General features: G+C 57.6%; 12 protein-coding genes. 2 read left to right on the forward strand and 10 right to left on the reverse strand.

Features of this window, described 5'->3' with window-relative positions; genetic code table 11:
- Positions 1 to 10: 10 nt before the first annotated feature.
- Complete coding sequence (pgl, locus tag QP909_RS06000; protein ID WP_239277698.1) at positions 11 to 772, forward strand: 6-phosphogluconolactonase; 762 nt, start codon at positions 11 to 13, stop codon at positions 770 to 772.
- 145 nt (positions 773 to 917) lie between these two features.
- On the opposite strand, the gene secG is transcribed toward pgl, so the two are convergent.
- The 4 genes from secG to gap all read right to left on the reverse strand — a co-directional run bounded on the left by secG (position 918) and on the right by gap (position 4,501).
- On the reverse strand, positions 918 to 1,151 hold the full coding sequence (gene secG, locus QP909_RS06005) for a preprotein translocase subunit SecG (protein WP_005324856.1): 234 nt from the start codon (positions 1,149 to 1,151) through the stop codon (positions 918 to 920).
- 184 nt (positions 1,152 to 1,335) lie between these two features.
- Entirely contained in the window at positions 1,336 to 2,118 is a 783-nt protein-coding gene (gene tpiA / locus QP909_RS06010; protein ID WP_225746913.1) for a triose-phosphate isomerase, read from the reverse strand.
- 39 nt (positions 2,119 to 2,157) lie between these two features.
- Positions 2,158 to 3,375 (reverse strand): phosphoglycerate kinase, encoded by a 1,218-nt coding sequence (locus QP909_RS06015; protein WP_284766516.1) that lies wholly within the window; start codon positions 3,373 to 3,375, stop codon positions 2,158 to 2,160.
- 118 nt (positions 3,376 to 3,493) lie between these two features.
- Entirely contained in the window at positions 3,494 to 4,501 is a 1,008-nt protein-coding gene (gene gap, locus QP909_RS06020; RefSeq protein WP_239277695.1) for a type I glyceraldehyde-3-phosphate dehydrogenase, read from the reverse strand.
- A gap of 541 nt (positions 4,502 to 5,042) precedes the next feature.
- Between gap and QP909_RS06025 the strand changes: the two genes are divergently transcribed.
- Entirely contained in the window at positions 5,043 to 6,689 is a 1,647-nt protein-coding gene (locus QP909_RS06025) for an L-lactate permease (protein WP_502868607.1), read from the forward strand.
- A 130-nt stretch (positions 6,690 to 6,819) separates the two neighbouring features.
- On the opposite strand, the gene whiA is transcribed toward QP909_RS06025, so the two are convergent.
- The 6 genes from whiA to ribH all read right to left on the reverse strand — a co-directional run bounded on the left by whiA (position 6,820) and on the right by ribH (position 13,095).
- Entirely contained in the window at positions 6,820 to 7,809 is a 990-nt protein-coding gene (gene whiA / locus QP909_RS06030) for a DNA-binding protein WhiA (protein ID WP_284766517.1), read from the reverse strand.
- A 174-nt stretch (positions 7,810 to 7,983) separates the two neighbouring features.
- On the reverse strand, positions 7,984 to 8,967 hold the full coding sequence (locus tag QP909_RS06035) for a gluconeogenesis factor YvcK family protein (protein ID WP_284766518.1): 984 nt from the start codon (positions 8,965 to 8,967) through the stop codon (positions 7,984 to 7,986).
- Positions 8,968 to 8,990: 23 nt separating this feature from the next.
- Positions 8,991 to 9,872: an RNase adapter RapZ gene (gene rapZ, locus QP909_RS06040; RefSeq protein ID WP_284766590.1), complete on the reverse strand. Its 882-nt coding sequence runs from the start codon at positions 9,870 to 9,872 to the stop codon at positions 8,991 to 8,993.
- A gap of 40 nt (positions 9,873 to 9,912) precedes the next feature.
- Positions 9,913 to 11,988 (reverse strand): excinuclease ABC subunit UvrC, encoded by a 2,076-nt coding sequence (gene uvrC, locus QP909_RS06045; protein WP_284766519.1) that lies wholly within the window; start codon positions 11,986 to 11,988, stop codon positions 9,913 to 9,915.
- Positions 11,989 to 11,991: 3 nt separating this feature from the next.
- Positions 11,992 to 12,540, reverse strand: a complete 549-nt coding sequence (locus QP909_RS06050; RefSeq protein WP_049360775.1) for a PH domain-containing protein — start codon at positions 12,538 to 12,540, stop codon at positions 11,992 to 11,994.
- 75 nt (positions 12,541 to 12,615) lie between these two features.
- Positions 12,616 to 13,095: a 6,7-dimethyl-8-ribityllumazine synthase gene (ribH, locus tag QP909_RS06055; RefSeq protein ID WP_239277687.1), complete on the reverse strand. Its 480-nt coding sequence runs from the start codon at positions 13,093 to 13,095 to the stop codon at positions 12,616 to 12,618.
- Positions 13,096 to 13,119: the final 24 nt, after the last annotated feature.

Raw genomic sequence — 13,119 nt, forward strand, 5'->3', positions numbered from 1 at the left:
GCGATACCTCATGGTAACTCTTCACCGCGTAAGCGATGTGGATGACCTTATCTCCCAGGCCGCGCTGAAATTCGTGGATACCGTAGCGCGCATCCAAGCCGCCGGTGGCGGGCTCCACCACGATGGGGTCGCGCGAGTTGTCCTAACCGGCGGTGGCGCTGGAATTGGCGTTCTTCACGAGCTAGCTCGTTTGGATTTCGCGGCACAGCAACAAGGCGAGAATTTTCCCGCCCAACGCATCGATTGGTCGCGCGTTCACGTCTTCTTCGGCGATGAACGTAATGTACCCGTCTCTGATGCAGATTCTAATGAGGGTCAAGCACGCAGTGCCCTGCTCAACCACGTAGATATTCCAAACCAGAATATCCACGGTTTTGATCTGGGCGCGGTGTCTATGGAAGCCGCGGCGAGTGCGTATGAGCCAGAGCTGAAGGAATTTGCCCCGAACGGCTTCGACCTCCATCTGCTGGGCATGGGCGAAGAGGGCCATATCAATTCCTTGTTCCCCCATTCTGAGGCGGTTCGGGAACAAGAAGAGCTAGCTGTTCCCGTTCACGACTCTCCCAAGCCGCCGAGCGAGCGCATCACCCTTACTCTTCCCGCAGTCAACAAGTCTGATCGTATTTGGCTTCTTGTAGCAGGCGAGGCCAAGGCGGAAGCTGCCAAGCACGTCGTTGAAGGCGCTGAGCCTGAAGAATGGCCAGCTGCAGGCGTGCACGGTAAGGAAGAAACCATCCTCTTCCTTGCCGATGACGCCGCATCCGAGCTCTAGGCACGTCAGCCTAGCGTGCAGCCGAGCTGAACTTTTGGCTCGGCGCCAAGAAAAAGCGCCGGTACCGCTTCCCCACCTACAGTTCCCACAGGAAACCAGGAGGTTGGAAGCCGGTACCGGCGCTTTCGCTATTCCAGCTGGTGGCTTAAGCGAATGCCTGGATGAGGTTGAGGCCTACGATGCACGCAAGCCAGATAATTACCATGACCACGGTATAACGGTCCAGGTTCTTTTCCACGACGGTCGAGCCGGACAGGTTCGACTGCACGCCACCGCCAAAGAGGCTGGACAGGCCACCACCTTTACCCTTGTGCAGCAGCACGAAGATGGACATCAAAATAGCTGCGATGACCAAGATGATTTCCAGTGCCAAGACCATGAGGATAATCCTTATTTCTAACGTGCGCCCTGCGGTTGACTCTCGCCACCCGCTAGCGCGGAATCGTACTTTTAGGCTTCGCGTACAGCGAAGCAATCACACCGGCCCACTGTACACGATGGCGCGGGCTGGAACCATTCCAACCCGCGCCTTAGCGCGAACCTGTGACGGGTGATAACTCCTGTTAGCTCAGGGCATTAGCTGCGTTGGCGGCCAACTTGGCAAACTCCTCGCCGACCAAGGAAGCGCCACCGATAAGGCCGCCGTCGACGTCAGGCTTGCTGACGATCTCTGCAACGGAATCAACCTTGACGGAACCACCGTAGAGAATGCGGATACCTGCAGCAACCTCCTCGCCTGCGAGCTCCGTTACGAGCTCACGGATGGCGGCGCAGACTTCCTGGGCATCGTCTGCGGAGGCAACCTTGCCGGTGCCAATCGCCCAAACTGGCTCGTAGGCGATGACAGTCTTGGCAAGCTGGTCTGCGCTCAGGCCGGCCAAAGAATTGCGGGTCTGGTTAACCACGTAGTCCACATGGGTACCGGCCTCGCGTACAGCCAACGGCTCGCCTACGCACACGATGGGGCTGATGCCATTGTCCAATGCTGCAGCTGCCTTCTCTGCAACGAGCTTATCGGTCTCGCCGTGGTACTGACGGCGCTCCGAGTGGCCCACAACCACCCAGCTGCAGCCGAGCTTGGCCAACATCTTGCCAGATACTTCACCAGTGAATGCGCCGGACTCGTGCTTAGAAATGTCCTGCGCACCGTAGGTGACCTGCAGCTTGTCGCCCTCTACCAGCGTTTGGATAGTGCGGATATCAGTAAACGGGACCATGTAGGCCACGTCGACCTTCTCGTAGTAGTCCTTTGGCAGGGAAAAGGCGAACTTCTGAACGGAGCCGATGGCCTCGACGTGGTCGAGGTTCATCTTCCAGTTACCTGCGATAAGTGGGGTGCGTGCCATGAATTTTTCCTCTCTTTCTGGCAAATTAAGAAGGCAGTTTTAGGCTTCCAGGACAGATACGCCCGGAAGCTCCTTGCCCTCGAGGTACTCGAGGGAGGCGCCGCCGCCGGTGGAGATATGGCTGAAGCCATCCTCGTCCAAGCCAAGCATGCGCACGGAGGCAGCGGAGTCGCCGCCACCAACGACGGAGAAGGAACCGTTCTTTGCGGTGGCGTCGATAATAGCCTGCGCTACACCAGCAGTACCCTTGGAGAAAGCTTCCATTTCGAATACGCCCATCGGGCCGTTCCAGAAGACGGTCTTGGAGGAAGCAAGCACCTCTGCAAACTTTTCCACAGACTTTGGTCCAATATCCAGGGACATCCAGCCTTCAGGGATGCTATCGAGCTCGACCACCTGGGTCTCTGCATCCGCTGCGAACTTGCTTGCAGCAGCGAGGTCAACCGGAAGCACCAGCTTGTCGCCAAAGCGCTCGAGCAGGTCCTTGCAGTTTTCGATCTGATCTTCTTGCAGCAGGGACTCTTGGACGTTATAGCCCTTGGCGGCCAGCAGGGTGTAGCACATGCCGCCACCAATGATGACCTTGTCTGCCTTGTCGGCCAGTGCTTCAATCACGCCGAGCTTATCCGAAACCTTGGCGCCGCCGAGGACAACCACGTACGGGTGCTCCGGCTCCTTGGCTACGGTGGACAGAACCGACAGTTCCTTTTCTACGAGCTTGCCTGCGTAAGCCGGCAGGCGCTTAGCGACGTCATACACAGATGCCTGCGCACGGTGGACAACGCCAAAGCCATCAGAAACAAAAGCGCCGTTATCGGCTGCCAGAGCAACGAGCTCGTCAGCGAACTGGCCGCGCTCAGCCTCGTCCTTGGAGGTCTCACGGGGGTCGAAGCGGACGTTTTCTACCAACATCACATCGCCATCGTTGAGGCCGTTGGCACGCTCATGAGCGTCTTCTCCGGTGACGTCGCCTGCTAGGGCAACGTACTGGTCAAGCGCTTCAGACAACGCTTCAGCTACGGGAGCCAAAGAGAACTTAGGGTTTACCTCACCCTTTGGACGACCCAGGTGTGCGGAAAGAATGACCTTTGCGCCACCTTCTACCAGTGCCTTGATGGTCGGAAGGGAAGCGTTAATACGTCCGGGATCGGTAATGTTTCCCTCTTCATCAAGTGGAACATTGAAGTCAGAGCGGACGAGGACGTGGCGGGATTCGACGCCCTCCTTGAGAAGATCGTCAAGAGTCTGGAAAGCCATTATTTACTCCTTAAACAATTCGGACGGGTTAAAAGGCTATAGATATAAGAATACCGGCGGCGACGCAGCGCCGTTTAGGCTTGCATCGCGGCCGGATCCTCATTGCTAGAGCTCTAGTTTAGAGCTTGTCTGCCACCAGGTTGGTCAGTCGAACGAGCTGGGAGGTGTAGCCCCACTCGTTGTCGTACCAGCCCAGAACCTTGACCAGGTTGCCGTTGGAAACCTTGGTCATGCCGGAGTCGAAGATGCAGCCGTGCGGGGAGGTAACAATGTCGGTGGAAACCAGCGGATCCTCGGTGTATGCGAGGGTGTCCTTGAGCTCGCCCTCAGCAGCTTCCTTCAAGGCAGCGTTGATTTCCTCGGCAGTGACGTCGCGGGAAGCGGTGAAGGTCAGGTCGGTAGCGGAGCCGGTGATAACCGGAACGCGCATTGCGTAACCATCCAACTTGCCGTCCAGCTCAGGCAGAACCAGGGATACGGCCTTAGCAGCGCCAGTGGAGGTAGGCACCATGTTTACTGCAGCGGCACGGGCGCGGCGCGGGTCCTTGTGCGGAGCGTCCTGGATGCGCTGGTCGCCGGTGTAAGCGTGAACGGTGGTCATCAGGCCCTTTTCAATGCCGAACTTATCATTGAGAACCTTTGCCATCGGTGCCAGGCAGTTGGTGGTGCAGGATGCTGCAGAGATGACGTTGTGGTTTGCCGGATCATAGGTGTCAGAGTTGACGCCGTAGACGAAGGTTGCGTCTACTTCCTTGCCCGGGGCGGAGATGATGACCTTCTTGGCGCCAGCCTCGAGGTGAGCCTTGGCGTCGTTGCCGTTGGTAAAGCGGCCGGTGGACTCGATGACGAGGTCTACGTTGTACTCGCCCCACTTGAGCTGCTTCGGGTCCTTTTCTGCGGTTACCACGATGCGGTGACCATTAACGGTAATGGACTCATCGTCGTGAGTAATTTCGCCATCGAAGCGGCCCAGCACGGAGTCGTACTTCAGCAGGTTAGCCAGCGTGCCGTTGTCGGTCAGGTCGTTTACTGCAACAACTTCGAGGTTGTTGTCACCCTGAGCGACTGCACGGAAAAAGTTACGGCCAATGCGGCCAAAGCCATTGATACCTACGCGGATAGTCACTGTATTTCTCCTCAAAGAGTCGAGTAAATGTGTGTACGGGTATGTGCGCGGGTCCTTCGATGAAGTCTGTGTTTGAGAAGCGCCCGAGCGTTTTCCCTTACATGGCCGATACTACCGAGCGTTTTTTGTCATCGCAGGCTCCCAACGACCTTAAGAACTAGTAGATGACAGACTTTCCAAAAGCGCGTACACTTTTTCCGATCCTTTTTATTTCCCACATATAAAACCGCTGGATAAGCCCGAACACGTGGGTTTATGTTAGGTTTACCCTGTTACCATGAGATATATCACTACTACACTTTAGGGGTTGCGCCCGCCTCTGTCCGATCGGACATTGAGAAATGCTGCCGCTGACTCCCATCAAGACGACCGTATTGTCTCCGTGACGCCCACCGCACGATATGCTTTCCTTACTCACTGGCTCACAAAGCGTTTAAGGCAAACCCTGCCTGCTCTAGCGCCACCGTTGGTCACCGTGAGAATGCTTCATGTGCCCGTAATTTCCTACGGGCAAGACCACCGTAGAAACCAAGGACTTCTCTTGTTCGAAATAAATACCTCTGCTGTGGGTGACAGCCTCGGGCTTACCGCCCTGGTGGCGATTCTCCCGCTCATTGCATTCTTTATCATGCTGCTAGGCGTAAAGGCACGCGCGCATACTTCTGGCGCCGTTGCCCTGGCAGTATCCCTCATTATTGCCATCGCCGGCTTCTCCATGCCGGTAGATATGGCTTTGTCCTCCGCCGTACGTGGCGGGCTATTCGGGCTCCTACCCATTGTCTGGGTCATCATTACCGCAATCTGGTTCTATGAAATCACCGTAGCTTCCGGGCGCTTCGAGGACCTGCGCAAGACCTTTGACCTTTTGGGTGACGGCGATATTCGCATCCAGGCTATCCTCATCGCCTTCTGTTTTGGCGGTTTGTTGGAGGCCCTCGCCGGTTTTGGTGCCCCCGTAGCCATTACCGCGACCATGATCATGGCCCTCGGCGTGAAGCCACTGCGCGCGGCTACAGTAGTTCTGATTGCTAATACCGCTCCGGTTGCTTTTGGCGCGGTTGGCATCCCGGTAACCACTGCGGGCGAGGTTGCCGGTCGCAGTGCCGAGCAAACCCACGACATTGCAGCACTTATCTCCTTGCAGGTGCTGCTCATCGCCGCCATCGTGCCATTCCTCATCGCCTTCATCTTGGATGGCTTCCGCGGTGTCAAGGAAACTGCCCCGGCCGCTGCCGTGATTGGCATTTCCTTCGCGTTGGCTCAGTGGATGGCTGCGACTTTCTTTGCGTACCAGCTCACCAACGTCATCGCCTGCATCGTCTCTTTGGGCTGCGCTTTCGCCTTCCTCCGGGTATGGAAGCCGAAGGGCGTCAAGGAGTTGCGCGAGCGTCTCGAGCTTCCTGCCGCTGAGTCCACCACCGATCTCAACGGACGCCGTATCTGGATGGCGCTGCTTCCCTACGCCGTAGTGACCGTTGTCTTTGCCGTGGCCACCGCCGCCCCCGCTATTTTCGGATTCCTCAAGCTCCATTTTGCCTGGCCTTTGCTTGATGACGCGATTGTCGACGCCGACGGCAATCTCATGGATACCAGCTTCAGCTTCAATGTCTTTGGCAATCCAGGTACGCTCCTGCTGCTCTCGGGCATTATCGTTGCGGTTGTCTACCACTACTTCAATGAAAATGGCCGCTACAGCCTAAGCTTTGGGCAACCGGTGAGCGCCTTTGGGGACGTCGTCAGCCGCATGAAGTTCTCGGCTCTTACCATCATCTTGGTGCTAGCCTTGGCCTACACGATGAACTACTCCGGCCAGACTATTGCTATTGGTGAGTTCGTCTCTTCTGCCGGCAGCATCTTTGCGCTCTTTGCTCCAGTCCTGGGCTGGATTGGTACCGCGGTTACTGGCTCCGATACGTCTGCTAATGCCCTCTTTGCCAACCTGCAGGTTGCAGCGGCAGAGCGAATCAGCGTGAATCCTGACCTCATGCTCGCGGCCAATACCGCAGGCGGCGTTGTGGGCAAGATGATCTCCCCGCAGTCCCTTGCAATTGCGGCTACCGCCGTCAATATGGAGGGCAAGGAATCAGTCATCCTGAAGAACGTAGTGGGCTACTCCGTGGCCTTCCTGGCCTTTGTATGCGTCATCGTGTTCTTGATGACCAACGTCCTAGGATTCCTCGTGCCCTAGTTCTTTAGCGCTTCTGGCTAGCCGGTTGTGCACCTGCTAGCCGGGAAGGCACTAAAAATCTCCCCGCAGCTGCGCCTACCGCTTTGGTATCCGCACTGCGGGGAGTTTTTAATGTAGGTGATTGCGAGGGTCAGGATTCGTTGAAGAGGTCATCTGTAATCGCTTGGTTGGTATCGGGGATATCCAGCTCCTCGGCTCGCTTATCGGCCATCGACAGCAAGCGGCGAATACGCCCAGCTACTGCGTCCTTGGTCATAGGAGGCTCGGCCAAGCGTCCCAGCTCTTCTAGAGATGCCTCGCGGTGCTGAACTCGCAAGCGGCCCGCGTCTGCCAAGTGCTCAGGAACATCGTCACCTAAGATCTCCATGGCGCGGTCAACGCGCGCTGCTGCGGTAACCGCAGCGCGAGCAGAGCGCCGAAGGTTGGCGTCATCAAAATTGTCCAAGCGCCGAGACGTATCGTGCGCCTCCCGCTTAACTCGCTTCTTTTCCCAGCTCAATCGAGTCTCCTGAGCACCCATACGCGTAAGAAGCGCCCCGATAGCATCACCATCGCGTACAACGACGCGATCTTCACCGCGAGTTTCCTTGGTCTTCGCAGAGATACCAAGGCGGCGGGCGCAGCCCACCAGTGCCAACGCAGCCTCTTGGCACGGGCAGGTAACTTCCAGCGCGGAAGAGCGGCCTGGCTCCGTGAGACTGCCATGGGCAAGGAAGGCTCCGCGCCATGCTGCTTCGCTATCGGCCACGGTGCCGGAGATGACCTGCGGCGGCAAACCCACTACTGCATGACCGGAGCGGGTGATAAGGCCCAGCCGACGAGTCAGCTCTTTCGCACCGGTGGAGATACGGACCGTTACACGAGTCTTCTTGGTGGTTCCTGCCGGGCCGGCAACATGGCTATCGGCAGTGATCCCATAGAGGTCATCGAGAGCGTTCATGAAGCGCCGCGCAATGGCGTGGCTTTCTAGCTCCAGCTCATAGGACATGCTGTCACCGGAAACATCTAGTTCGCCGGCGAATCGCAACATCGCCGCCAGTTCGGCAGCGCGAGCGGACTGGCGTGGCACGACGACAGCCGTCAATTCTTCTTTGACCTGGTCGGTCAATGGTGTGGTCACCTAGTTCGCCCCATTTCTATTCTCACAGTCACAAAGTACGCATACCGGCTAGAGCCATTGCTTCCAGCCCAGTGCGGTGAAAGGATTTCTGACATCATACCGCGCGGGCTCGATCGCCGCGCAGTCGGTCGAGTGCGGCCGCTCGCACGATACCGCGGTGAATTAGCGCCGGTTCTAATCGCGAGTGCTGCGATAGTCCGAATATAGGTCCAAGAGCGCCGCAGACAGCTTTTCCGGATCGTGCTTATTGATGCTGCGACCATTGGCATCAACTTGGCTCACATCCGCGAAGGTAGCGCGAGCGCCTAGGGACTGCGCGGCGCGCTGAATATAGACGCGCTCACTATCGGTGGGCAAAGCCGCCTCGTCCACCAAAATACGGTCAATCCGCAGATCAGGGGCGTGCTGCGCGAGCACGTGCAAGTGACGCTCTGCGGAGAAGCCATGAGTTTCGCCCGGCTCGGCCGAAAGGTTCAAAACAACGACGCGCAACGCATCGGAAGCAGAAATCGTATCCACTACCTGCGGGACGAGAGTATGCGGCAATACCGAGCTAAACCACGAGCCTGGGCCGATGGTAATGAGATCCGCGCGCTGGATGGCATCGAGGGCATCCGGATTCGCGCTGGGTCGTTCGGGCACGATGCGCACGCGCCGCACCTGGCCCGGTGTGGAAGCGACCGCAACCTGGCCGCGGACCTGGCGCATGACACGGGGGTCGTCGTCAAGCCCGGCAACATCCGCCTCAATCTCTAAGGCCTGATTGACCACTGGGAAAACTCGCCCCTGGGAATTAGTAAGTTCTGCGATGGTATCCAGCGCAGCTTGATAATCGCCGAGCACATCCGTTAATCCCGCAATCATCAGATTGCCTACCGCATGCCCTGCCATAGCGCCATTGCCACCGAAACGGTGTTGCAAGGTTCGCGCCCACAAGTCCCCCACTGGGTCACTATTGGCCAAGGCAGCCAGCGCCATGCGCAAGTCACCCGGGGGAATAATTTCCAGCTCGCGGCGCAAACGGCCAGAGGAACCGCCATCATCCGCGACGGTAACGATGGCAGAAATATCGGCCGCCTCGCTAAAGCGTGCGGACAGAAGGGTTTGATAAAGTCCATGGCCGCCGCCGAGGCAGACCATGTGTGAAGGATTGGTCATAAAAGCGTTAAAACTCCTGTGCTCTAACCTCGTGCGATATCCCTATGCAAGGTGCTGACGTCCAAGGTGTCATTGTCCCGCAGGCGCGCCGCTATAGCCTCTGCGATGGCGACGGAGCGGTGGTGGCCGCCCGTGCAACCGACGCCAAGCGTGATGAAGTTTTTCCCCTCATGGCGGTAGCCATCCAGCATGGTAGAAAACATCTGCAAGAAACTATCCACGAACTCCTGCGCCGCTGGCTGCGAGAGCACATAGTGGGCAACCGGTTCATCCGTGCCGCGGTATCCCCGCAGTTCTGGAACCCAATAGGGGTTGGGCAGGAAACGCACGTCTACCACTAAGTCAGCATCGCGGGGCGAGCCATTCTTAAATCCAAAGGACTCAACGGTGACATGTTGCTTTTCATTTTGCATCTCACCAAAGGCCGCCTCAATGGCGCGGCGGAGATCATGAATGGATAGGTTCGTCGTATCGATAATGATATCCGCATGGGAACGCACGTCTGCCACCGCCCGACGCTCGCGTTGGATACCTACTTTGAGCGTGTCCCCCTCCTGCAGTGGGTGGGTGCGACGCACCGAATCAAATCGGCGAATGAGCACATCATCACGAGCATCCAAAAAGAGCACGGTGGGCTTCATATTTAGTTCCGTAAGCTCATCCATAATCTCTAACAGAGACCCTGGAAACATGCGCGAGCGCACATCTGTTACGGCTGCTACCTTGCCCACCGGAGTCCCCTCTTGGTTGCACAGCTTGAGCAGGTCAACAATGGCGCGAGGCGGAATATTGTGGGCCACGTAGTAGCCCTTATCCTCAAACACTTTGGCAGCGGAACTCAACCCGCCGCCGGACATGCCGGTTATCAAAATGGGTGGAGTTTCGAAATGCGTCATGCCCAACAGTCTAGCGCTTTAGGATTCGCCGCTTCTAGGAGAATTCCACTTAGTTGCCCGAAGAATCATGCAAACTCTCGTAGACGGTCTGGGCCAGTTTTGGACCGAAGCCGTTTACCTCGCAGATCTCATCCACAGTGGCGGCCTTGAGCTTCTTCACCGAACCGAAATGCTTAACCAGATCGGTGCGCCGCTGCGGTCCCAATCCCGGCACGGAATCAAGAACTGAGGAACGCATCCGCTTTGAGCGCTGCTGCCGGTGGTAAGTAATGGCGAAGCGGTGGGCTTCATCGCGAATCTGCTGCAAGAGGAATAGCGCTTGCGAGTTTCGCGGCAGAATCACCGGCTCATCATCGCCGGGAACCCAGATTTCCTCGAGACGCTTGGCCAGGCCCACCAGGGTTACATCCACGATTCCTAACTCATCAAATACCTCTTGAGCTGCGGCCACCTGGGGCGCGCCGCCATCCACAATGAAAAGCTGCGGTGGATACGCAAAGCGGCGACCTGCTTCGGCGGATTCTTCCGCCACCTTCTCCTCTGCAAAGGACGACTCTTCTACTTCCTCATCCGGATGGGCCAGCTTATCTTGCTTGTGGCGCTTAAACCTACGGCGCGTAATCTCTGCGATAGAACCGACGTCATCCGAGCGGCCATCACCAGCCGCCTCCTTGATGCGGTAGCGCCTATAGTCCGACTTCTTGGGCAGGCCATCTTCAAAGACCACCAGGGAAGCAACCACATCTGTGCCTTGAATGTGGGAGATATCAGTACATTCGATGCGCAATGGGGCTTGCTCCATGCCCAGAGCTTCTTGAATATCCTGCAAGGCCGCCGAGCGTGCGGTGAGGTCTCCTACCCGCTTGAGCTTATGCTGGCGCAACTGCTCCTTGGCGTTTTTCTCCACCGTGGCCATAAGCTGCTTTTTATCGCCGCGCTGGGGAACGCGCAGGTCCACCTGGGCACCGCGCAGCTCCTCCAACAACGCGACGACCTGCTCCGGTTCATCCGGCAGGGCCTGAACCAAAATCTGGCGTGGAATAACCTGCACGCGGCGGGATTTCATGTGCGATTCTTGGTCCACCCCGCGCCGCTTCACGTCCGCGGCGAGCGCAGCGTCTTCCTGCGCTTCTTGCTTCTCACGCTCTACTGCATCGGAATAGAACTGGATGAGGAAGTTCTGTACCAATGCTGGCAGCGCGGGATCAGGCTGCCCCTCTTCCAAGGGCTCTGAGCTTGCCTGATCGCCGGCGCGTTCGACTACCCAACCGCGCTGACCACGAATGCGCCCATCGCGGACATGGAAGATCTGCACCGCTGCCTCAAGTTCATCGGAGTTAAAAGCAATGAGATCAGCATCCGTGCTGTCTGTAAAGACCACGGCCTGCTGTTCCATGATCTTGTCAATCGCGCCTAAGTCATCGCGCAGGCGCGCCGCGCGTTCGAACTCTAGGTTCTCGGCGGCCTGCTCCATGTCCTGGGTGAGTTTGCGGCGCACTGAACCGGTGTTGCCATTCATGAAGGACACGAGATCGTTGACCGTCTCGCGGTGGTCTTCCTTGCTTACTCGGCCAATGCAGGGTGCATCGCACTTGCCAATGTACCCCAAAAGGCACGGACGCCCGAGCCGCTCATGCCGGTTATACACACCCTTCGAGCAGGTGCGCATGGGAAAGACGCGGGTAAGCAAGTCCAAGCTTTCGCGCACGGCCCAAGCATGGGAATAGGGGCCGAAATAGCGCACGCCCTTGCGCCGCGGGCCACGGTAGAAAAAGGCGCGAGGGACCGTCTCCCCGACCGAAACCGCGAGCATAGGATAGGTTTTATCATCGCGGTACATGACGTTGAAGTGTGGATCAAAGCGCTTGATCCACGTGTACTCCAACTGCAAGGCTTCCACTTCGCTGGCAACTACCGTCCACTCCACCGAGTTGGCGGTGAGCACCATTTGGCGAGTACGCGGGTGCAGTTGCGTGATGTCCTGAAAATAGTTAGACAACCGAGCGCGCAGGTTCTTGGCTTTGCCCACGTAGATAACGCGGCGGTTTTCATCGCGGAACTTATAGACGCCCGGGTCGGTGGGAATGGTTCCCGGAGCTGGGCGGTAGGTGGTGGGGTCAGCCAATTGTTAATCCTGGGGCATGTACTTGGCTTCCACGTCGCGGAAGCGGCGGACGTTGTCAATGACGGTGTCCTTATCGCCGGACTGCAACGCCCAGACGGGAACGAACTCGAACTCGGGCAGCTCAAGGCGTGCCATACGCTGGCCTACGGGGAAGGAAAGTCCGTAGACCACCTGCCACGGATAAAAGCGGGTGCCCACGATATTGCGGACCTCTACTCCATCCTCATTTGCGCGCAAGCGTGGACGGTTAAGAGCGATCCAGGACAAAACGGAAATGAGAACACCAACGCCAGGGAAGGCGAATTTGTCGATGGTAGTCACGTGCGCACCGGTAAAAGACACATCCAAGGTGATTCCCATGAAGATATGGATGGCCAGAACGAGGATCACCCAGGCGATAGCCACCTTGCGCAAGAAGGGCGAGGTCGCCGTAAATTCCCACGGTTTAGAGGTGGTCTGTGCGAAGGGATCGGCACTGGTATAGGCCAATACTTCGGCGTCGCTAAGCTGGCGGCTGTGCTGCGGATTCTTTGGGGCCTGCGCCTCGTTCATGTGCATACTCCTTTGGGGCGCGCCCCGCCAGCCACCTTGGTGGTCAAGCATCGGGCGCTGACGCATTGCTAGAGGTTACTTCTGTGCTGCGTTTAGTGTACGCAACTGCAGCGCGGTATCTAAAGCCGCAATCATGGCTTCGGCGCCCTTGTTTTCTACCGAGTCTGCAAATCCGGCGCGGTCGATAGCTTGCTGCTGGTCGTTAACGGTCAGGACGCCGTTAGCTACCGGGGTGGATTCATCGAGGGAGATGCGGGTCAGCGCCTGGGTGACGGAATCGCATACGTAGTCAAAGTGCGGGGTGCCGCCACGGATAACGCAGCCTAGTGCCACCACGGCATCGTAGGCGCGGGCTGCTGCTTGGACGACAACGCCAAGTTCCAGGGCACCTACAACTCGGTATTCGGCAACCTCGGCACCATTATCGGTAGCGGTCTGCACTGCCTGGGCATGGAGCTGGTCGCAAATTTCTGCGTTCCACGTAGCAGTAACCACGGCAACGCGCAGTCCGCTGCCATCTACCTGGGCAATATCAGGTAGTCCTTCTTTACTCATCGCTATCCTTTCGATTGGACGTCA

Source organism: Corynebacterium sp. MSK195 (genome assembly GCF_030228885.1).
Lineage (GTDB): Bacteria > Actinomycetota > Actinomycetes > Mycobacteriales > Mycobacteriaceae > Corynebacterium.

Excerpts from the sequence above, each read along its gene's own strand:
- pgl (WP_239277698.1), top strand. The coding sequence starts at position 11 with ATGGTAACTCTTCACCGCGTAAGCGATGTGGATGACCTTATCTCCCAG.
- secG (WP_005324856.1), bottom strand. The coding sequence starts at position 1,151 with ATGGTCTTGGCACTGGAAATCATCTTGGTCATCGCAGCTATTTTGATG.
- tpiA (WP_225746913.1), bottom strand. The coding sequence starts at position 2,118 with ATGGCACGCACCCCACTTATCGCAGGTAACTGGAAGATGAACCTCGAC.
- QP909_RS06015 (WP_284766516.1), bottom strand. The coding sequence starts at position 3,375 with ATGGCTTTCCAGACTCTTGACGATCTTCTCAAGGAGGGCGTCGAATCC.
- QP909_RS06035 (WP_284766518.1), bottom strand. The coding sequence starts at position 8,967 with ATGACCAATCCTTCACACATGGTCTGCCTCGGCGGCGGCCATGGACTT.
- QP909_RS06050 (WP_049360775.1), bottom strand. The coding sequence starts at position 12,540 with ATGAACGAGGCGCAGGCCCCAAAGAATCCGCAGCACAGCCGCCAGCTT.
- ribH (WP_239277687.1), bottom strand. The coding sequence starts at position 13,095 with ATGAGTAAAGAAGGACTACCTGATATTGCCCAGGTAGATGGCAGCGGA.